Here is a 17205-nt window from a genome sequence, read left to right on the forward strand (position 1 = left end):
CATGGACATCGACCTGCGCGCATGGATCCAGGGACACGTCACCCCGCCCGGATGGTGGCCCCGACAAGGCACTACCCGGCCGTCCCACCCCGATCCTCAACCCGATCCCCGTCCATGAGATCTACGGGATCCCGCTCGACGCGGTGCCCGCAGGTTCCGAGGTCGCCTACTTCGCGCTCGGCTGCTACTGGGGCGAGGAGCGGATGTTCTGGGAGACGCCGGGGTCGTCAACACGGCGGTCGGCTTCATGGGCGGCTTCACCCCCAACCCCACCTACGCGGAATCCTGCACCGGCCGGACGGGCCACACCGAGACCGTCAGGGTGGTCTTCGATCCCGTCAGGGTCGGCTACGCCGACCTGCTGCAGATGTTCTGGGAGAACCACGACCCGACGCAGGTGAACAGGCAGGGCAACGACGCCGGCACGCAGTACCGCTCGGCGATCTTCCCGTCGACGACGCACAGCTGGAGGCCGCCGAGGCGAGCCTCGCCGACTTCCAGCAGCGCCTCAGCGAGCAGGGCTACGGGGCGATCGCCACCGAGATCACCCCTGGCCAGACCTTCTACTACGCCGAGGTCGAGCATCAGCAGTACCTGCACAAGGTGCCCGACGGCTACTGCCCCAACCACGCCACCGGCGTGAAGTGCGGGCCGCGCCCGTGACGGACCCGCACGAGGAGACGCCCCGCAGGGCCACGACATCGGAGAGGTCGCCTTCGGCGACGTCATCTCCGACGACGACGGCATCCTCGTCGTCGGCGGCGAACTGGACGACCTGCCCGTCGTCGTCAAGCGGTTCGCCTCTGAGGCGGGCAGGCGGGAGATCTCGACCTACCACCAGCTGCGGCGGCTCGGGTCCCAACGCTCCCCTGCTCGGATCCGGCCCGACTGGATCATCCTCGAGGAACTGACCAGCGCCGGCTACCGCAGGGCCACCGCGGACGACCTGGCCGACCCGGCGATCGCCAGGCTCGTCGCCAAGTGGTACGACACGCTGCACGCCGCAGGCGACACCCTCCCTCCCACCGCGGTCGGGTTCAGCGAGCTCGACCTGATCGACGAGGCCGGCCTCACCGCCGTCGAGCGGAGGTGGCCGGACCTCGCCCGAGGCTCGCCTGGGCCAGGGGCCGGCTGCCGCGGTGGCGCGACGAGCTGGCCGGGATGCCGCTGACGCTGACCCACAACGACTTCTGGTTCACCAACCTCGCCGTCTTCTGGGACGGGTCCTCCGCACTGCTGTACGACTACAACCTGACCGGCATGGGGCTTCGCGCGAGCGACCTGCGCAACGTGACGCTGGGCCTCACGCCGCCGCGGGCCGGGCCTTCCTGGACCGGTACGGGGAACTGGCCTCGGCCCGCGGCGTCGCGCTGAGCGATGCCGCCGCCCGGCTCGACCGGGAGACGGCCCACCTGGTGGCGCTGATCATGGCAAGCGAGTCGGAGGACACGCCCCACTGGGCGGAGCCGTCGCTCAGCTGGGCGAGGTCCTCACCGAAGGCGTAGGCGCAAGGGTCCGCCTGCAACGCCGCGGGCGGAGTGAAAATGGGTGACGGCTCGCCGGAGAACCCGGCGGCCGCCACCCAGTTACAACCGATCGTCAGTCCTTGAACCTAACGATGTTGTTGAAGACCCAGCCCTCGGCGAGGCGGTAGTTCCACTTGCCGGCGGCATCCTTCCTCGATTCGATGTAGCTCGTCCGGATGTACGCGCGACAGCCGTTGCGTCCGGTCGCGGCCGTGTCACACTCGGTCTTCCACTGACGCCCGCCACTGGCGAACACCCCTGCATTTGCGAGGGGTTGCCTTGCCACTGCGCCCTCGTCATCAGAGGCAGGTAGGTCAGGTTGTTCAGGTGCCAGCCCGTCTTGTGCACATACCGGCCTCCCTGATGGACGACCTGGGTTGCCCAGATGTCGGTCCTACACCGCACCGTCTGCGAGTACGGCTCGCAGTCGGTGTACCAGAGACGACCGTTGACTTTATGGAAGCCCGGGGTCGAGTACAGGTCACCCGACGCATGTGGCGCCGAAGGCTTGGCCGTGGGGTCTGCGTCGGCTTGACCGTGGGGTCTGCGTCGGCTTGGCCGTTGGGCTCTTGGTCGGCTCGGGCGTCGGAGTCGGGGTCGGGTCGGGGTCGGGGTCGGGGTCGGGTCGGGGTCGGGGTGGCGGTCGGCTCTGGGCTGTGGGGCCTTCGGTAAATGACCAGTTGTCGACCTCGAGCAGGCGCCCTCCCGGGACCGTGGAACACGAAGAACAGGTCGTGCACGCCATCCGCGCCCTCGACCGTCGCCTCGATCTCGGTCCACTCACCGACGGAGTCTCCGGGCTCCAGCGTCGCCACGACGGGACCGGTCTCGGAGTCGAGACGGACCTCGATCGAGGTGCCGGCGACAATCGGCTTCACGCGGGCGGTGACGGTCGCTGCGCCATCGGCGAAGTCGACCTGCGAGATGCCGGTGAAGTCACCGTCGTCGATGCTGGTGAGGACCATGTTCCCACCGCCGTTGTGCTCCGGAAACTCCACCGAGGCGGTGGCCAGCGCCTCGGTGCGGACACCGAGCTGCCAGGCCAACGTCTCAGCCTCGAAGGTGCGGTAGGGATCGAAGTCCTGGATCTGCTCCACCCGGCGTTGGTGCCCTCGACCTCCTTGATGGTGCCGTCCGCGTTGAACTTCAGCTCGTCCAGGTGGACGCTGCGGTAGTTGACGACCTTCCCGTTGTTGAGCGCCTTGCCCATGCCAGACCGGCCACCTGCGTGTGGTAGGTGAAGTAGGAGCGCCCCTTGTAGTTGAACATGTCGGAATGGTTGTTGCCACCCGAGCCCGGGAACCACTTGCCGTGCGAGGCGAAGGCGGTGCCAGCGAACTTGTCGCGCGTGAGGTCCATCGGGTCGTCGGTCATCATGTAGGCGATCTGACCGCCGCCCGGGTAGGACTGCCCTCGATCTTCTTGTTGTCGTAGGCGGCGTTTCCGATCGCGAAGTTGGAGGAGTACGAGTAGTAGTACCTGCCATCGCGCTTGAACATCGAGGACGCCTCGAACATGCCGGGAGCATCGATCTCGGTGATGCCAGCACCCGTGGGATCGGCGAGCTTGGTGTAGTCGGACTTGTCGAGCTTGACGACCCGCGTCGACTTCGGGTGGTACGGATCCTTGACGTGGTCCCAGTTCCCACCGAAGTAGAGATAGGGCTGGCCGTCGTCGTCGACGAAGACCTCGGGGTCGAACAGCCACATGCCGCCGGGGAACTGGATGGGGTTGCCCTGCCCGATCAGCATCTTTCCGTTAGGGTCCTCCCACGGCCCAGTGGCGAGCCGCCGACGATGACGCCGGTGCCTGCACCGCCGTTGCAGAAGTAGAGGTACACCTCTTCCTTGCCGTCGCCGTCCGTGTCGGCCGAAACCGCGGCCGGGGCCCAGGAGTTGCCAGACCACTTGGCGACGCCGTCGAGGCCGGCCACCGGCACCTCGCCGTGATCGACCCAGTTGACCATGTCGTCGGTCGAGATGACGTTGAGGTGGGTGATGCGGTCATATCCGCCGTCGGTCACCGGCAGACCGTTGGCCTGCTTGACGGCCGTCCGGTACTGCTGGTCGTCACTGGTGGAGTAGATGTAGAGGCGGCCGTTGAAGATGACGTGGTGCGGGTCGGCCCCGAACTTGTGCCCATCAGCGGGTTGTGGTCGCCGACCGGCTTGGTCTGCACGCGCTCGACGGGCGACTCCGCGCCCTCGACGGGCACCTCGGGCTCCTTCTCGACCTTCACGAGCGAGACGTTGTCGATCTCGAAGTCCACGAGATCTGCCGCCTCTGGAGACGCCTTCCAGTCGGTCTCGAAGAAGGCGTAGGCCCAGTCGTCGACGCTACCGACAGCGGGGTTGGGGACGTCGGCGACGAACTCGGCATCGATGCTGGTCCACTCCGCCTGCTTGGCCACCACGCGGACGCCGTTGAAGCAGATCCCGTAGCTGAACGCGTCGTCACAGAGCGTGAACTGGAACCCCTGGGCCGCGTTGCCTCCGGTGTAGCGGAGATCGGCCTGCACCCGGTAGGTGGCTCCCGCCTCCAGCTTGCCCACGATGTCGGCGGCCGGGCCGGTGTTGGTCTGCGTGCGGCCCGTGATCCGCAGGGCACTGTCGGAATCGGCACCGGGAGCGACGATGCTCAACTCGCCCTCCCGGCCGTCGACGACGAACCAACCCTCGTGGCTGTCGTCCTCGAACGTGGCCTCCGGCAGGAGCCCCGGCGGGGTGTCGAGCCGGACGACGCTCACATCGTCCAACTGGAAGGGGACCGTCGACGACCAGGGGTCTCGAACTGGAACCGGCTGAACACCGTCGAGGCGTCGTTGTAGTTGGGTGACTCGCTGGGGACGAAATCCAGCGAGTATTCGTGCCACCCGTCCTTTGCGACCTGCTTGATGGCGTTGGCCGCGGCGACGCAGGAGCCTGACTCGGGCAGTAGGCAAACCCGAACGGCTCGGTGGCGTTGCCTGCGGTGTGCTTAACCTTCGCGGTGACCCGGTACTGGCCGTCGTGGGCCAACGGGCTGGTGAGGCTGCCCTTGAGTCCCTGGTAGAACGCGGTCCGGTTGCTGAGGGAGCCGCTACTGGCGCCGCTGGCTGCGTCGGGGACGATCCCGAACACGCCGCCGCTGGCCGACCAGCCCGTGATGCCCTGCTCGAAGCCGGGGTTGATGACGAGGTTTCCGGCCGCATCGGCCGAGGCGGTGGGAGAGCCGATCAGGGTGCCTGCCAGCAGCCCCACCGCGGCCAGTCCCGCGATGGCCCGCCCCCTCTGGGGCGTTGCGCCCGCGTGAGAGTTGTCTTCATTGTCTCTGTGTCTCCTTCGACTGTGTTTCGGATCTATCTGCTGAACCGGACGATGTTGTTGAACACCCATTGGGTGGTGAGGCGATGTGACCACGTCCCGTCTGCTCCCTGGCTGGAGGTCACGACACCCGTCCTGATGTAGGAGCGACACCCTCCGCGTCCTGTCGCCGCCGTGTCGCAATCGGTGCGCCACTGCCGGCCGTCGGCCGACGTCCACGACCCCGCACTGCCGAGTGGGTTTCCGGCCCACTGCTGTCTGGTGAGCAGCGGCAGGTAGGTCAGGTTGTTGAACGTCCAGCCAGTGGTACTGGCGAAGGCACCGTCGACCTGAGCCACGGTCGTGGCCCAGATCTCGGTCCGGCAGCGCCAGGTCTGCGAGTAGGGCTCGCAGGAGGTGTACCAGGTACGGCCGTTTACCCGGTGGAAGCCGGGTGTGACGTAGATGTCGACCGGGGCTGGCGGGTGGGCGTCGGGCTCGACGAGGGCAGTGGGGTCGGCGTGGGGTCGGGGTCGGCGTAGCCGTCGGTGTGGGGTCGGCGTAGCCGTCGGCGTGGGGGTCGGCGTGGGGTCGGGGTCGGCGTAGCCGTCGGAGTGGGGGTCGGGGTCGGTGTGGGGTCGGTGGCACCCACCTTGGCCTGCGCCACGAGGGCTGCGAGCCGGTAGGCGGGCGCATCGATCTGGTTCTGGGTGGAGGGCCCGGAGACGGCCCGGGCGGCCGTGAGCGCAGCCTGCAGTTCGGCCCACAGCTCGGCGTCGATCTGCGCCTCCCGGATCCCCTGTGCTTCACCGATGCTCGCATCGAGCAACGACCGGTCCAGTGCCTTGGCGTCGGCGGTGAGAGTGCCGCTGAGCAGGTAATGGTCGACGTCCACGTGCCCACCGGCCTGAGCAAGTGCGTAGTTGAAGATGCCGAACCGGTATCCCATGAAGTGGGAGAGGCTCCAATCCTGAACCAGGGGACCCGCCGGGGCGCCGAGCGGCGCCCAGTTCTGACCATCGAGGGAGTACAGGAACTGCACCCAGAGCTGGCCAGGCTTCGAGGCGAAGTCGGCATCGGCCTTCAGATGGACGACGGCAGAGTCCCCAGCTGCACCGTCGAGCCGGGGACGAATGCCTCGGCCGCGTCCTGATCGAAGGCATCGGAGAACGGCTGGAGCCGCTGGACGAGTCCGAGCGTGTTCTGACCCTCGACCCGCTTCACTGCGGCGTAGGCGAAGCTGCGCGCGTAGGTGGCGATACCCGCGACGTCGCCGTCGGACATTGCCGAGATGTCCAGGGCGACCTCGGCCGACGACTTTGGCCCGAAGGTCCGCTGCGAGAGTGTGTTGCGCGCCTCCTCCAGGTAGGCCAACTCGGTCTGGGGCGCCTTCGAGTAGGTGGCCTTGCCGGTGACGACCGATCCGTTTGTCAGGCGCAACCAGCCGGGGCGCTCGGTCAGCGACCAGTGGCGGTTGTCCGGGTTGTGGTTCCACTCCCAGGCGAGGTCGAGATCGGAGCCGTTGTAGGCGTACTCCGCCTCGGTCGGGAACTGCTGTGTCACCGCTGCCGGTTCGAAGGAAAGGTCATCGACCAGGTAGTCGACCTGGTCGGCCGACGTCTGGTTGGGTGCCCACGGGGTCTCGACGACAAGGGTCGCGCTGGCGACGTCAGCGTCGGCCGGCGCGGTGAGGCGCCCGGCGACGGTGACCCATTCGCCACGCTTCGCGGTGGCGGCCGCCACCTGGTTGATTCGCCCACCGTACGAGAGGCCGAGGATGAAGGTCATCGACTCGGGGCCCTCGTCGTAGCGCACGCGCATCGATCCCTCATAGGTGGCCGAGCGCATCAACCCACCCTCCACCGCCTGCCCGGGACCCGAGCCGTTGTTGACCCTCCCGGAGACGCTGAGCACATGCCCAGCGGCGTCGGCTGGATCCGCGACCACGTCCAGGGCAGCCGTGTACTGCAGCTTCCATGGCGCAAGGGATCCGGTCTCGAAGTCGCCATTGACCAGCCGCTCCCCGGGGCCGGTGCCTCGGGACGTCGGGCAGATCCCACTCGATGTCGCGGAAGGCGCGGTGGGGCGCGTCGTTGCTGAAGTCGTCCGAGGCGACGACGCTCTTGAGTCGCTGCGCGGCCGCGAGGTCGGCCGGAAGCTCGATGAGCTGCTCGAACTCGCTGCCCTGGGTGACCCGGCCGGCGTCGCCGAAGGTCGGCCAGCCGTCGCTCCAGGTGGCCGGGATCAGCGCGGGGATCCGACCGATGGGGTAGGTGTCACGGAAGAAGAAGCCGTGCCAGGAGGTCTCACCGTCGGTGGTGACGGGCACCAGGCTGCCCTGGGCGAACCCGTCTGAGGCAAGGACCGTCTTCGCCTCGTAGGTGTTGGCGCCACCCGCGGCCGTGTAGCGGCCCAGGAGTTCCTTGGAGCGCAGGAGGACGACCTGACGGTTGCCACCTGGCGGCCACGTGATGGTCGGGATGTAGTAGTAGCCGTCGAACCAGAACACCTGCTGCCCCTCGTAGGCGGGCGTGATGCCAGGGTCGGCGAGGTCGCGGTAGGTGACGATGTCGGGGTACTCGGCCACCACCTTCGTCAGATCGTCGCTGAGGCGCACCGCGCTGGTGGTTCCGCCGCCGTGGAAGATGTAGGGGGTTCCGCCGTCGGCCTCATCGAAGAACAGCGAGAGATCATGGAAGCCACGCCCGAGCGCGATCTTGGTCCAGGCCCCATCCTCGATGTCGTCGGTCCAGTAGATGTAGGCGCCACCGATGTTGTTGGTGTTGAACGCCACGTAGAACCTGCCGTCGTGGTAGCGCAGGGACCCTGCCCACTGCCCGGCCCCGTAGGAGTTCTGGCCGTTGCGCAGCGAGGAGGCATCGCCCATGCTGAGGCGGTCGTAGACGTAGGTGACCGTCTCCCAGTTGACCATGTCGTAGGACTTCATGATCGGCGCGCCGGGCTGAGGTGCATCGTCGTGCTCAGCATGTAGTAGACGTCGCGTCCCTCGCCGCTCTCGGCCGCGGGAACCACCGTGACACTCACATCCGGCACGTCCGAATTGAGCAGCGGCACGCTGAAGGTGCCGTCCCCGCCATCCGTGCTGGTGAAGCTCCGGACGGCATCTGGATCGAGTGCGGCGGCGGGATCTCCCGCCAACGCCCCCGTCGCGAAGATTGCGGCGGCGGTGGTGATCACCCCGGCCAGCCTGGGTAGTTTCGGTCTGCGCACGCCATCGGCTCCTCTGCCTCGGGCAGTCGCCTCTCAAGGCGACCGGACCCGCGCGAAGGAGCCCGATGACGGCACGTCGGATCGGGTTACATGGGGTTGTTGCCTGGTTTCAGCATCGAAAGAGCGACTGGTTGTTCCGACGCCCCTTGGCGCCGATGAGCGCGATGTTACCGGGAACACATCTGCTTCGCAACAACTTTCGAAGAATCTCCAATGAGCCGCCTTTGCGTCGCCTGTGAGCCAGGTTCTCCTCAGCGCTGCAGCCGGACATGGATGCTGCGGAAGCCGCCGACCGGGAAAACCTCCCGCTCATGTTCCTCGTCCGGCAGGATTGCGGAGGTCGCCTCCAGCAGCTCCTGCACCGCGATCCGGAGCTCCATCGTCGCGAGCGGACGCCCGGGGCACACGTGCGGCCCGGTGCCGTAGACCAGATTGGCCTCGGCGTGTCCGACGGGGTCGAACCGGTCCGTGCCGAACACCGACTCGTCGCGGTTGGCGGAGGTCCAGTTGAGCTTGACCACCTGACCCTCGGCGATGTCGACGCCCGCCACGTGGACCGGGCAGGTCGTGCGGCGACGGTTCGTGATGAAGGGGTCGTCGATGCGCAGGACCTCGTCGATGATCGCGTCGAGCTCCGCGTCCGCGACGCCGGCGCGGAGCCGCGCCTGGAGCCCGGGGTCGGTCGCGATGTGGGAGACGATGACTCCGACGCACAGCGCGATGGAGCCGAGATCGCCGCCCGTCCAGTTGCGCAGGATGGACACGAGCTCCTCGTCGGTGAAGTGCCTGCCCTTCCAACCGTCGGCCATCAGTGCGCTCGTGACGTCGTCGCTGGGAGCGGCCCGGCGCGGCTCCAGCACCGACGAGATGATCGCGTCGAACTCCTCGGCGACGTCCGCCATCCGCCTCCCCTCGCCGGAGCGGGTGGCCGCGTGGTTGTCGCGCATCCACTGCAGCAGGGGCTGCTCGAGGTCGGCGCTCCAGCCGAGCCACGCCGACTGCGCGCGGACGGCGAACACGGCCCCGAGATCGGCGACGGCGTCGATGCGGGCAGGCAACCCGGCGACGAGGTCCCGCGCTACCCGCCGGAACGTCGCGACGAACGGCTCGAGGGCCTCCGGCTCGAAGTAGCGGTCAAGCACCGCGCGCGCCTCGGCGTGTTCGTCGCCGTCCAACGCGTTGGGAATCTGCAGGAAGCGCGACACCGCGCTCGAGTAGGTGACGGCGTCGCGGGCCGCCTCCGCGACCTCGCGGTACCCGAGCAGCACCCACTCCCCGCGGGCGTTGCGGGCCACCGTGTGCCCCGCCCTCAGCTCGTCGGTCAGGCGTCGCACGTCCTGCCCCGTCGGATCGACCTCATCCGGCCAACTGTTCATCGTCCACCTCCGTGCCGAACCATACTCTCGAACTCTTCGTGCGAAACATCGGCCCGCCCGCGTGCGCCGCCACGGGGCGCGGCCGCCCGCTACCGTTCCACCCGCACCGACCGGACCCGGCCGGGTGCCGTCGGACCCTCCAGCCAGGCGACGAGGGCATCCAACGCGGCGCGCTCCCCACGGCCACGACGCGGACGGAGCCGTCCGGCAGGTTCTCCGCCCTCCCGCCAGGCCGAGATCGGAGAGCACGCCGCGGGTCGCCCAGCGGAAACCGACGCCCTGGACCTGTCCCGACACCCGGAGGGTGAGCCGCTCCATTGCCGGTCAGCCGACCGGAACCGCGGCGATCCGCCGGATGTGCAACGCGGACACCGCGAGACACGCCCCGTACACGATCGCCGCGAGCCCCAGCACCCAAACCAGCGCGCCGAGCAGGAGCCCCGGCCACACCATCCCCGCGAACCCCATCGCGACCGCGACGGCGCCCGTGACGATCAGCACCCACTCGCCGTCGATCTCCTTGCGGAGGCGCACGGCGAGGAACACCTCACGCAGCCCCGCGAAGACGAACCAGAACGCGGTCAGGAACGCCAGCGCCTCCACGGTGGCCGCCGGGTTCCATGCGATGAGCAGCCCCAGCGCCACCGTCACCACCCCTACCCCACCGACGAGCACCCTGTCGCTGGTGGCGCCGCGGCTGTCACTGACGCCCTCCACGATCATCCAGATGCCGTCCAGGATCACCCAGGCGCCCACGATGAGGGCGAGGGTGACGAGCGAAGCCCCCGCGACCGCGATCATCGCCGCCCCGACGATAACGGCCAGCATCCCCTGTGCAAGGAGCCACGGCCAGGTGTGGCGTTCGAAGTAGAGCATCTGTTCCTCCCCGGGCTCATCCGCTGCGGCCCAAGTTAGCGGGCCACCGCCCGGATACAGGGCGAGCACGAAACCTCACCGCGGTGCGCGCCGACCGGGCCCGGTGCGGCTGTGCGCGCCGTCCCCCTAAGCTTGGGCGCCATGGACATCCGGATGATCGCGGCCACCGCCTGCTGCGCGCTCGTCCTCGCCGGATGCACACCGGATGCGCCCCCACGAGCCGCACGCCGAGCGCACCGGCGACAACCGCGTCACCTTCCACCCCACGCCGTCCACGGCCCCGTCGCCGACGCCGACGTTCTCTCCGCTGCCGGACGGCAGCTTCCCCATCGCGTTTCCGATCGCCGACACGCTCACCACGGGCGGGCGGGGGCGGTGGTCGCGAGGTTGAGCGAGGTCGCGGGCGACCTACCCGCCCTCAAGCTGGACCTGACCCAGCAGCAGGCGACGCTGACCGTGCTCCAGCCGAACGGGAGCGTCGCGAGCTACCGCTGGGACAACGGCGAGATCACCCGGGTCGACTCCGACCTCCAGTACCTGAGCCAGGCCACGTTCAACCCGGCCGAGTACCCGCTCAACTCGCTCGGCAGGATGTTCGACATCGCCGACCTCCGCGGGGTGCGCGGCCAGCTCGTGCTACAGGTCGTCGAATACCGGGCCGGCCAGATCGTGATGACGGTCACGTCACGGCCGGAGTCGAAGACCGTGTTCTTCCGGCAGGACGGCACGGCCGTCGCGAGCCTCGGGCTCACGAGCGTCGCCGACATCACCGCGGGCATCGACGAGGTGATCGGTGACGCCGAGGAGGCGTACTCGGTCTCGTTGAACCCCACCGTCGGTTACTCGGCTGACCTTCCGGATGCGGAGGCGGGCGTCGTCCTCAACCGGACGAGGCCGGCCGAGATGCCGACCTTCGAGACCCGACGCACCGAGTCCCCGCGAACACGCCGTTCGACCCGGCGCTCATCCATCCCGAGGGACTCGCCCAAGCCATCTCGCGGGCCCAGACCTCCCCTGACCAGGCGTGCAGCGTCACGATCGACATGTCGCAGAAGCGCTCGGCGCCCGTCGCGGAGGTGCAGTGCGGCCCCACCACCACGTATTCCGACATGGACGGTCGCGACATGACCGACCTGATCGGCTGAGCGGCGCCTACCCTGGTGCGATGGACACCAACCCGGCCCTCGACGCGCTGACCACGTCAGGCCTCGAGTATGTCGTCACCCGGCACGGCCGGGTCTCCTCCCTGCGGGAAGCGGCCGCCGCACGGGGGTCGAGCCCGGAGACATCGTCAAGACCATGGTGGTGCGCCGCGGCGAGGAGGATCACCTGCTGGTGCTCGTTCCGGGCGACCGGACGATCTCCTGGCCCAAGCTCCGCTCCCTGCTCGGTGTGAACCGGCTCTCCATGCCAGAGGCCACGGAAGCGAAGCGGGTCACCGGGTTCGAACGCGGCACCATCACACCGTTCGGGACCCTGACGCCGCTGCCGGTGTTCGCAGACGAACGCATCGTCGGACGCAGGGTGTCGATCGGGGCCGGCGAACACGGCGTCGCGGCCACCGTCGATGGCGATGCCCTGATCAGGCACCTGGCCGCCACGGTGGCCGACATCACCGATCTGGAGGGTTAGCCTCCGAGCTCGTCGGTTGAGAACGTGTCGCAGCTGTTCGGGTTGCCGCTCTGGAAACCGATCGCCGTCCAGTACTGCCGCATCTGCGACGAGCCGTGGGTCCAGCTCTCGGGAACGACGCGGCCCCGGACTGGGACTGGATGTGGTCGTCGCCGACGGCCCGGGCCGCGGCCACGATCGCGTCGAGGTCCTCCTGGGTGACGGCCTCGATGGGCGAGGCCGGATCCTGGATCGTGTTCTTGAAGAAGACGCCCGCGTAGCAGTCGGCCTGCAGCTCGAGGCGCACCTGTGCCGAGCGGGGCCGGTGTTGTTGCCGCTGGCGCGGGCCTGGCTCATCACACCCGTGAGGTTGGAGATGTGGTGCCCGTATTCGTGGCCGACGATGTAGAGCTCCGCCACGTCGCTGCGCTCGGTTCCCAGCTGCTGGAGCAACTGCCCGGTGAACTGCGAGTCGAGGAAGATCTTCTCGTCGCCGGGGCAGTAGAACGGCCCCATCTCGGAGGTGCCGGTGCCGCAGGCGGTCGCGACCTGACCCGAGAACACCTCGACCCCCGCCGGGGCCTGAAGCCCTGGTTGAAGGCGGTGGACCAGTAGTTGGTCAGCGCGTTCTCGTAGACGACCCAACGGCATTCGGGGTTCGAGGCGAGGTCGTCGGTGTTGTCGCAGTCGGGCTGGCCCGCCGTGGACTGAGTCTGAGGCTCGGTGGTTCCGCCGAGGAGGCCACCGATGTCTCCGCCGAAGAACATGGCGAGCAGCAGCACGAGGAGGCCACCCAGGCCGCCCCGACGGCGATCTTGCGGCCGCCCCACCGCCGCCACGGCTTCCACCGCCGTAACGCACCCTCGACTGGTCGAGCTCAACGTTCTCGCGATACTCCATCGGACTCACCCTCACGTTTTCCGGGCCTCTTCGGCAGGCAACACATTAGTGGCTACGGCTTCGGTCTGCCGGTTTCGCGTACCGCGTCCCTGCCGGGCCTCCTGGCTACCGACTAAGCTTGCCGAATGCGCATCGTCGGTGTCACCCATCCCCTGGGGGCGCCGTCATCGGGTTCCGGATCGGGCACGGCGAGCACCCGAGGGGCAGGCTGTTCGATGCCGGCTTTGTGCCGATCAGGCCGCTCGCGGCCACGCTCTCCGATGGTGAGATCGTCTTCACCTGGCTGGTCAGGGAGATCACCGCCGCCGACCACCGCCCACCGGAACGCCACACCGTCTACGTCGCGCGCACCAGCGAGCAGCCACGCGAACACCAGCGCATCGGCGCCTACGCCCTCGTGCTGTCCGACCGGGGATCCTCGGCACCGTCAACTCGGCGGCGACGCTCGCGCCGGGCACCTGGACGCTGCCCGGTGGTGGAGTGGATCCCGGGGAGTCACCGTCAGAGGCGGTGCTCCGCGAGGTGCATGAGGAGACCGGGCAGGAGATCGTCATCGACCGCGTCCTCACCCTGGAGTCGGAGCACTGGGTGGGTCGCTCCATCGGCGGCGAGTTGGAGGACTTCCACGCGCTGCGGATCGTCTACGGCGCGACATGCGAAACACCCAGCGACCCCGTCGTCCACGACATCGGTGGATCGACTCAGGGGGCCGGCTGGGTGCCGTTGCGCACGTGGCGCTCGCTTCACTGGACGAACAGCTCGCGGACCCTGCTCGCGCAGTACGCCCGCAAACTGCCGCGGTTCTAGTTCCTGAAGTAGCTCATGATCCGGAGGATCTCGGTGTAGAGCCACACCATGGTGATCGTGATACCGAAGGCGGCGCGCCACGACTCCTGCGCCGGGGCCTGCGCAGCGATGCCGCGCTCGACGGAGTCGAAGTCGGTGATCAGGCTCAGCACGGCGAGGATGACGGCCACCACCGAGATGCCGATCGACAGCATGCCCGCACCGCTGCCGATCTCACGGATGCCGGTGTTGACGCCCAGGAGGGCCAGCACGAAATTGACCAGGAGGACGCCTGCCAGCGAGATGGTCGCGATGGTTACGACCTTGCGGAACTTCGCGCTCACGCGGATGTTGAGGAACTTGTAGGCGGCGAGCGTCGCGCCCGCGGCCACGAAGGTCGCGAGCACGGCCGACACGACGATGCCGGGGTACAGGTACTCGAAGAACTTCGAGAAGGCGCCGACGAAGATGCCCTCAACCGCGGCGTAGAAGAGCACGCCACCGACGGGGAGCTTCGCGCGGCCCGCGACAAGGAGCACGGTGACGAAGCCGACGATGCCGGAGCCGATCAGCGCCGGCGTGAGCAGGCTCAGGGGACCAGCATGAAGGCGGCGACGGCGAACAGCGCGACCGTGCCGAGCGTGATGGCCGTCTTCGCGATGACGTCATCCAACGTCATCACCGCGCCGGTGCCGGCGGGCTGCTGGTACGGGGTGTAGCCCTGCTGCTGGTACGGGTCGTAGCCCTGGCCCTGGGGCTGGCCGTAGGTCTGCTGCGGGGGTCGCTGTGACGCGTGAACGCGTCGGGGCGGCCGATGATCGGGTTTGCCATCTCAGTTGCTCTCTCTTCAGTCTCGCCAGGAGGCTCTCGTTGCATCCATCGTAGCGGCGCGTTCCCAGGACGCCAGGGAAGCCGGACGCCGCTTCGCCCGTTCCGCCAGCACCGGAACCCGTGGCGTGCCACGATCGAACATGGCTGAACCGACACTCACGTTCCTCGGTGCCGTCGGCACCGTCACCGGCTCGAAGTTTCTGGTGCGGGCCGACGGGAAGCAGATCCTCATCGATGCGGGCATGTTCCAGGGGCGAAGAAGTGGCGCAACCGCAACCGCGAGCCATTCCCCGTGGACCCGGCCGGCCTTGACGCGGTGCTTCTCACGCACGCCCACGCCGACCACTCCTCCTATCTCCCTGCACTGGTCAAGCACGGGTTCAACGGGCCGATCCTCGCCACCGGCCACACCGTGGAGCTTGCCGAGATCGTGCTGCGCGACGCTGGGAGGCTCCAGGAGCAGGCGACGGACGATGCACGGCGTGGGGGTTGGTCAAAGCACGCCGACCCCGTACCCCTCTACACCACGGCCGATGTCGAGGCGACGCTTCCGCTGTTCCGGGAGGTCGACTTCGACACCAACGTCGACATCGAGGGCGTCGCATGGGCGAGGTGGGTGCGGGCGGCCATATCCTGGGGTCGGCCAGTATCCGCCTGGACGTCGGGCCGGAGACCCTCCTCTTCTCCGGCGACCTCGGTCGCCACGACCACCCGATCCTGCGGCCCCGCGAAATGCCCGAGGGTGCGGACCTCGTCCTGTGTGAGGCGACCTACGGCGACCGGGAGCACCCGGAGCCCGAGGCGGCACACGAGGCGCTCGCGGCCGCGGTCCGTCGCACGATCGGGAGGGGTGGGCAGGTGGTGATCCCGGCATTCGCCATCGACCGCACCGAGGTGGTGCTGCACGCCCTGGTGCGGCTCCGGCGGGAGGGACGGATCCCGGACGTCCCCGTGGTGGTTGACGGGCCCATGTCGCTCGCTGCGATGGATGTGTACCGGGGAGCGGGAGACGAGCTTGCCCCTCGGTCGAGGTCGGCGACTTCACGGCGCTCAATCTGCTGGAGACGCGCGACAGCGGGGAGTCGAAGAAGCTCAACCGGCGCCGCGACCCCATGATCATCATCTCGTCGTCAGGCATGCTCGAGGGCGGCAGGGTGCTTTACCACCTCGAGCGGCTGTTGCCCGATCCACGCAACACGGTCATCCTCACCGGGTACCAGGCCGAGGGCACGCGCGGCAGGGCGCTACAGAACGGGGCGCACGGCATCAAGATCAACGGCCGCTACGTGAGTGTGCGGGCCGAGATCGTCCGCGACGAGGAGTTCTCCGTGCACGCGGACCGATCGGACCTGCTCGACTGGCTCGCCGACCTCGACCCGGTGCCGCAGGTGGTCTTCGTCGTGCACGCCGAGCCCGAGGTGGCCGTCAGGTTCGCGGCAGACGTCGAGCGGGAGATCGGGTGTCTCGCGGTCGTGCCCAGGCACGGCGAGGTGGTTCGCCTGGGCGCACATCACGTCTGAGACTCGACGCTCGGCTCAGCGGGCAGGGACGGGCCGACGGTCCGCGACCAACCGGTTTAGCCGCTCGCTCAGGAGGAGCCCGAGCGCGACGACGAGGGCGAGATACAGCGGCAGCACCCACATGCCCGTCCACGCCGAGACAACGCCGAACAGCGGCGGCATGAGCGCACTGCCGGTGTAGGCGGCGGCCATCTGGATACCGATCACGGCCTGGGAGTTGTGCCGCCCGAAGTTCACCGGCGTCGAGTGGATGATCGCGGGGTAGACGGGCGCACTCCCGAGGCCCGCGAGCACGAGGCCCGCGAGGGCGACGACGTCCGTGGGCAGCGGCAGCGCGATCATCGCGACGCCGACCGCGACCGCGATGAACCCGCCGCGGATGAGGAGGCGGTCGCCCACCCGGTCGGCGAAGAAGCCGGTGAGGAACCGACCGGCCGTGATGCCGAGGAGGTAGAGCGCCGCGAAGGCGGCGGCGGTCGCCGGCTCGACTCCCCTGCTGGAGACGAGGTAGGTCGATGCCCAGAGGATCGTCGTGCTCTCGACCGCGCAGTAGGCGAAGAAGGCACCGAGCATGAGGCGCACCCCCGGAATGCGGAGGGCGTCCTTCAGCGGCACGTGACCCCCGCCCGTCCCGCTGGATCCGCCGTCCGCATCGGAGGCGCCCTCCGCGACGGGGGCCCGGCATGCCCCACCCTCCCCCACAGGGTCAGGCTGAGGAACAGCACGACGGCGAGGCCGACCTGGATGAGGCCGACGCTCCGGTAGGCGCCGGACCAACCGGAACCTGAGCCGATGGCGTAGCTCATGATGAACGGGCTGATCGAGGCTCCTACCCCCAGAAGCTGTGCAGCCAGTTCATGTGCCGTGCCGCGTAGTGCAGCGCGACGTAGTTGTTGAGGGCGGCATCCACGGCGCCGGCCCCCAGCCCGTAGGGACGGCGAAGATGCAGAGCAGCCAGAACGTGCCAGACAACGAGAACCCGACCAGCGCGGCGGCCGTCATCGCGACGCTGATCGCCGTCACGAGGCCTGCCCCGAGCCGACGCGTCAGCCGCTCCGACAGCATGCTCGACACGATGGTGCCCGCCGAGATGATGACCGTGAGGAGGCCCATCGACCACTCGGGACGCCGAGGTCGCCGTGCATCACGGGCCAGCCCGCACCGATGAGCGAGTCGGGGAGCCCGAGGCTGATGAAGGCGAGGTAGATGATCGCGAGCAGCAGTGAGTACATCGTCGGCTTTCGGTACGAGGCGGTGCCCGTTTCCCG

General features: G+C 68.6%; 24 protein-coding genes and 6 pseudogenes. 10 read left to right on the plus strand and 20 right to left on the minus strand.

All coding sequences use genetic code 11. The features are described 5' to 3' along the window. Positions 1-92: 92 nt before the first annotated feature. The 3 genes and pseudogenes from msrA (at position 93) to G7085_RS06525 (ending at position 1374) form a co-directional block, all read left to right on the plus strand. Positions 93-663, plus strand: a pseudogene (gene msrA, locus G7085_RS06515) (peptide-methionine (S)-S-oxide reductase MsrA). After that, positions 660-911 (plus strand): hypothetical protein, encoded by a 252-nt coding sequence (locus tag G7085_RS06520; protein WP_197510339.1) that lies wholly within the window; start codon positions 660-662, stop codon positions 909-911. Before msrA ends, G7085_RS06520 begins: the two are co-directional and overlap by 4 nt. Positions 912-1089: 178 nt before the next feature. Then, a complete protein-coding gene (locus G7085_RS06525; RefSeq protein WP_197510340.1) occupies positions 1090-1374 on the plus strand; it encodes a hypothetical protein in 285 nt (94 codons plus the stop codon). A gap of 225 nt (positions 1375-1599) precedes the next feature. On the opposite strand, the gene G7085_RS06530 is transcribed toward G7085_RS06525, so the two are convergent. The 14 genes and pseudogenes from G7085_RS06530 to G7085_RS06585 all read right to left on the minus strand — a co-directional run bounded on the left by G7085_RS06530 (position 1600) and on the right by G7085_RS06585 (position 10289). Further along, the gene (locus G7085_RS06530) at positions 1600-1812 is read right to left on the minus strand and encodes a hypothetical protein (protein WP_197510341.1); all 213 of its coding nucleotides are present in this window, start codon (positions 1810-1812) and stop codon (positions 1600-1602) included. Between the two features lie 37 nt (positions 1813-1849). Continuing rightward, complete coding sequence (locus tag G7085_RS29725) at positions 1850-2623, minus strand: carbohydrate-binding protein (protein ID WP_197510342.1); 774 nt, start codon at positions 2621-2623, stop codon at positions 1850-1852. 49 nt (positions 2624-2672) lie between these two features. Beyond that, a complete protein-coding gene (locus G7085_RS06540) occupies positions 2673-2903 on the minus strand; it encodes a hypothetical protein (RefSeq protein WP_197510343.1) in 231 nt (76 codons plus the stop codon). Next, entirely contained in the window at positions 2900-3277 is a 378-nt protein-coding gene (locus tag G7085_RS06545) for a family 43 glycosylhydrolase (protein ID WP_197510344.1), read from the minus strand. Before G7085_RS06545 ends, G7085_RS06540 begins: the two co-directional genes overlap by 4 nt. Next, the gene (locus G7085_RS06550; RefSeq protein WP_197510345.1) at positions 3271-3549 is read right to left on the minus strand and encodes a glycoside hydrolase family protein; all 279 of its coding nucleotides are present in this window, start codon (positions 3547-3549) and stop codon (positions 3271-3273) included. The genes G7085_RS06545 and G7085_RS06550 overlap by 7 nt, the downstream gene beginning before the upstream one ends. Beyond that, positions 3546-4397, minus strand: a complete 852-nt coding sequence (locus tag G7085_RS24650) for a carbohydrate binding domain-containing protein (RefSeq protein WP_331715513.1) — start codon at positions 4395-4397, stop codon at positions 3546-3548. The genes G7085_RS06550 and G7085_RS24650 overlap by 4 nt, the downstream gene beginning before the upstream one ends. A 79-nt stretch (positions 4398-4476) precedes the next feature. After that, positions 4477-4899 (minus strand): annotated as a pseudogene (locus G7085_RS34335) (carbohydrate binding domain-containing protein); the annotation flags it as partial. After that, positions 4863-5165 (minus strand): hypothetical protein, encoded by a 303-nt coding sequence (locus G7085_RS06560; RefSeq protein WP_197510347.1) that lies wholly within the window; start codon positions 5163-5165, stop codon positions 4863-4865. The gene G7085_RS06560 and the pseudogene G7085_RS34335, both read right to left, overlap by 37 nt. A gap of 77 nt (positions 5166-5242) precedes the next feature. Then, positions 5243-5848 carry a beta-xylosidase family glycoside hydrolase gene (locus G7085_RS29730; RefSeq protein WP_331715514.1) on the minus strand — a complete coding sequence of 202 codons (606 nt, stop codon included), beginning with the start codon at positions 5846-5848 and terminating at the stop codon, positions 5243-5245. 41 nt (positions 5849-5889) lie between these two features. Further along, positions 5890-6861 carry a beta-xylosidase family glycoside hydrolase gene (locus G7085_RS29735; RefSeq protein WP_331715939.1) on the minus strand — a complete coding sequence of 324 codons (972 nt, stop codon included), beginning with the start codon at positions 6859-6861 and terminating at the stop codon, positions 5890-5892. A gap of 220 nt (positions 6862-7081) precedes the next feature. Further along, a pseudogene (locus G7085_RS24655) lies at positions 7082-7753 on the minus strand (family 43 glycosylhydrolase); the annotation flags it as partial. Next, on the minus strand, positions 7750-8004 hold the full coding sequence (locus tag G7085_RS06575) for a hypothetical protein (RefSeq protein ID WP_197510350.1): 255 nt from the start codon (positions 8002-8004) through the stop codon (positions 7750-7752). The gene G7085_RS06575 and the pseudogene G7085_RS24655, both read right to left, overlap by 4 nt. Before the next feature lie 284 nt (positions 8005-8288). Continuing rightward, a complete protein-coding gene (locus tag G7085_RS06580) occupies positions 8289-9371 on the minus strand; it encodes a cytochrome P450 (protein ID WP_331715515.1) in 1083 nt (360 codons plus the stop codon). Between the two features lie 366 nt (positions 9372-9737). Further along, positions 9738-10289: an HdeD family acid-resistance protein gene (locus G7085_RS06585; RefSeq protein WP_197510352.1), complete on the minus strand. Its 552-nt coding sequence runs from the start codon at positions 10287-10289 to the stop codon at positions 9738-9740. A 205-nt stretch (positions 10290-10494) separates the two neighbouring features. Between G7085_RS06585 and G7085_RS06590 the strand changes: the two genes are divergently transcribed. The 3 genes from G7085_RS06590 to G7085_RS06600 all read left to right on the plus strand — a co-directional run bounded on the left by G7085_RS06590 (position 10495) and on the right by G7085_RS06600 (position 11921). Next, positions 10495-10680: a hypothetical protein gene (locus tag G7085_RS06590; protein ID WP_197510353.1), complete on the plus strand. Its 186-nt coding sequence runs from the start codon at positions 10495-10497 to the stop codon at positions 10678-10680. Then, positions 10677-11417 carry a hypothetical protein gene (locus G7085_RS06595; RefSeq protein WP_197510354.1) on the plus strand — a complete coding sequence of 247 codons (741 nt, stop codon included), beginning with the start codon at positions 10677-10679 and terminating at the stop codon, positions 11415-11417. Before G7085_RS06590 ends, G7085_RS06595 begins: the two co-directional genes overlap by 4 nt. Positions 11418-11594: 177 nt before the next feature. Continuing rightward, positions 11595-11921 (plus strand): aminoacyl-tRNA deacylase, encoded by a 327-nt coding sequence (locus G7085_RS06600; protein ID WP_331715516.1) that lies wholly within the window; start codon positions 11595-11597, stop codon positions 11919-11921. On the opposite strand, the pseudogene G7085_RS34340 reads toward G7085_RS06600, so the two are convergent. Continuing rightward, positions 11918-12800 (minus strand): annotated as a pseudogene (locus G7085_RS34340) (neutral zinc metallopeptidase). The gene G7085_RS06600 and the pseudogene G7085_RS34340 overlap by 4 nt on opposite strands. Positions 12801-12912: 112 nt before the next feature. Continuing rightward, the gene (locus G7085_RS24675; RefSeq protein WP_231979294.1) at positions 12913-13173 is read right to left on the minus strand and encodes a hypothetical protein; all 261 of its coding nucleotides are present in this window, start codon (positions 13171-13173) and stop codon (positions 12913-12915) included. 107 nt (positions 13174-13280) lie between these two features. On the opposite strand from G7085_RS24675, the gene G7085_RS06610 reads away from it, so the two are divergent. Continuing rightward, entirely contained in the window at positions 13281-13607 is a 327-nt protein-coding gene (locus G7085_RS06610; RefSeq protein ID WP_331715517.1) for an NUDIX hydrolase, read from the plus strand. Here the strand turns inward: G7085_RS06610 and G7085_RS06615 are convergent. The 3 genes and pseudogenes from G7085_RS06615 to G7085_RS24680 all read right to left on the minus strand — a co-directional run bounded on the left by G7085_RS06615 (position 13604) and on the right by G7085_RS24680 (position 14417). Continuing rightward, positions 13604-14125: a Bax inhibitor-1/YccA family protein gene (locus G7085_RS06615; RefSeq protein WP_331715518.1), complete on the minus strand. Its 522-nt coding sequence runs from the start codon at positions 14123-14125 to the stop codon at positions 13604-13606. The genes G7085_RS06610 and G7085_RS06615 overlap by 4 nt on opposite strands. Before the next feature lie 50 nt (positions 14126-14175). Beyond that, positions 14176-14292 (minus strand): annotated as a pseudogene (locus tag G7085_RS29740) (hypothetical protein); the annotation flags it as partial. After that, the gene (locus tag G7085_RS24680; protein WP_231979295.1) at positions 14265-14417 is read right to left on the minus strand and encodes a hypothetical protein; all 153 of its coding nucleotides are present in this window, start codon (positions 14415-14417) and stop codon (positions 14265-14267) included. The gene G7085_RS24680 and the pseudogene G7085_RS29740, both read right to left, overlap by 28 nt. 316 nt (positions 14418-14733) lie before the next feature. On the opposite strand from G7085_RS24680, the gene G7085_RS24685 reads away from it, so the two are divergent. From G7085_RS24685 to G7085_RS24695, 3 genes are read left to right on the plus strand one after another with little or no spacing between them, the layout of a single operon-like run. Continuing rightward, positions 14734-15282: an MBL fold metallo-hydrolase gene (locus G7085_RS24685; protein ID WP_331715519.1), complete on the plus strand. Its 549-nt coding sequence runs from the start codon at positions 14734-14736 to the stop codon at positions 15280-15282. Then, positions 15279-15533: a hypothetical protein gene (locus tag G7085_RS24690; RefSeq protein WP_231979296.1), complete on the plus strand. Its 255-nt coding sequence runs from the start codon at positions 15279-15281 to the stop codon at positions 15531-15533. Before G7085_RS24685 ends, G7085_RS24690 begins: the two co-directional genes overlap by 4 nt. Further along, positions 15476-15937, plus strand: a complete 462-nt coding sequence (locus tag G7085_RS24695) for an MBL fold metallo-hydrolase RNA specificity domain-containing protein (RefSeq protein WP_331715940.1) — start codon at positions 15476-15478, stop codon at positions 15935-15937. Before G7085_RS24690 ends, G7085_RS24695 begins: the two co-directional genes overlap by 58 nt. Before the next feature lie 15 nt (positions 15938-15952). On the opposite strand, the pseudogene G7085_RS06625 reads toward G7085_RS24695, so the two are convergent. Then, positions 15953-17169, minus strand: a pseudogene (locus G7085_RS06625) (MFS transporter). Between the last annotated feature and the right edge of the window lie 36 nt (positions 17170-17205).

It is taken from the genome of Tessaracoccus coleopterorum (assembly GCF_011174705.1).
GTDB lineage: Bacteria > Actinomycetota > Actinomycetes > Propionibacteriales > Propionibacteriaceae > Arachnia > Arachnia coleopterorum.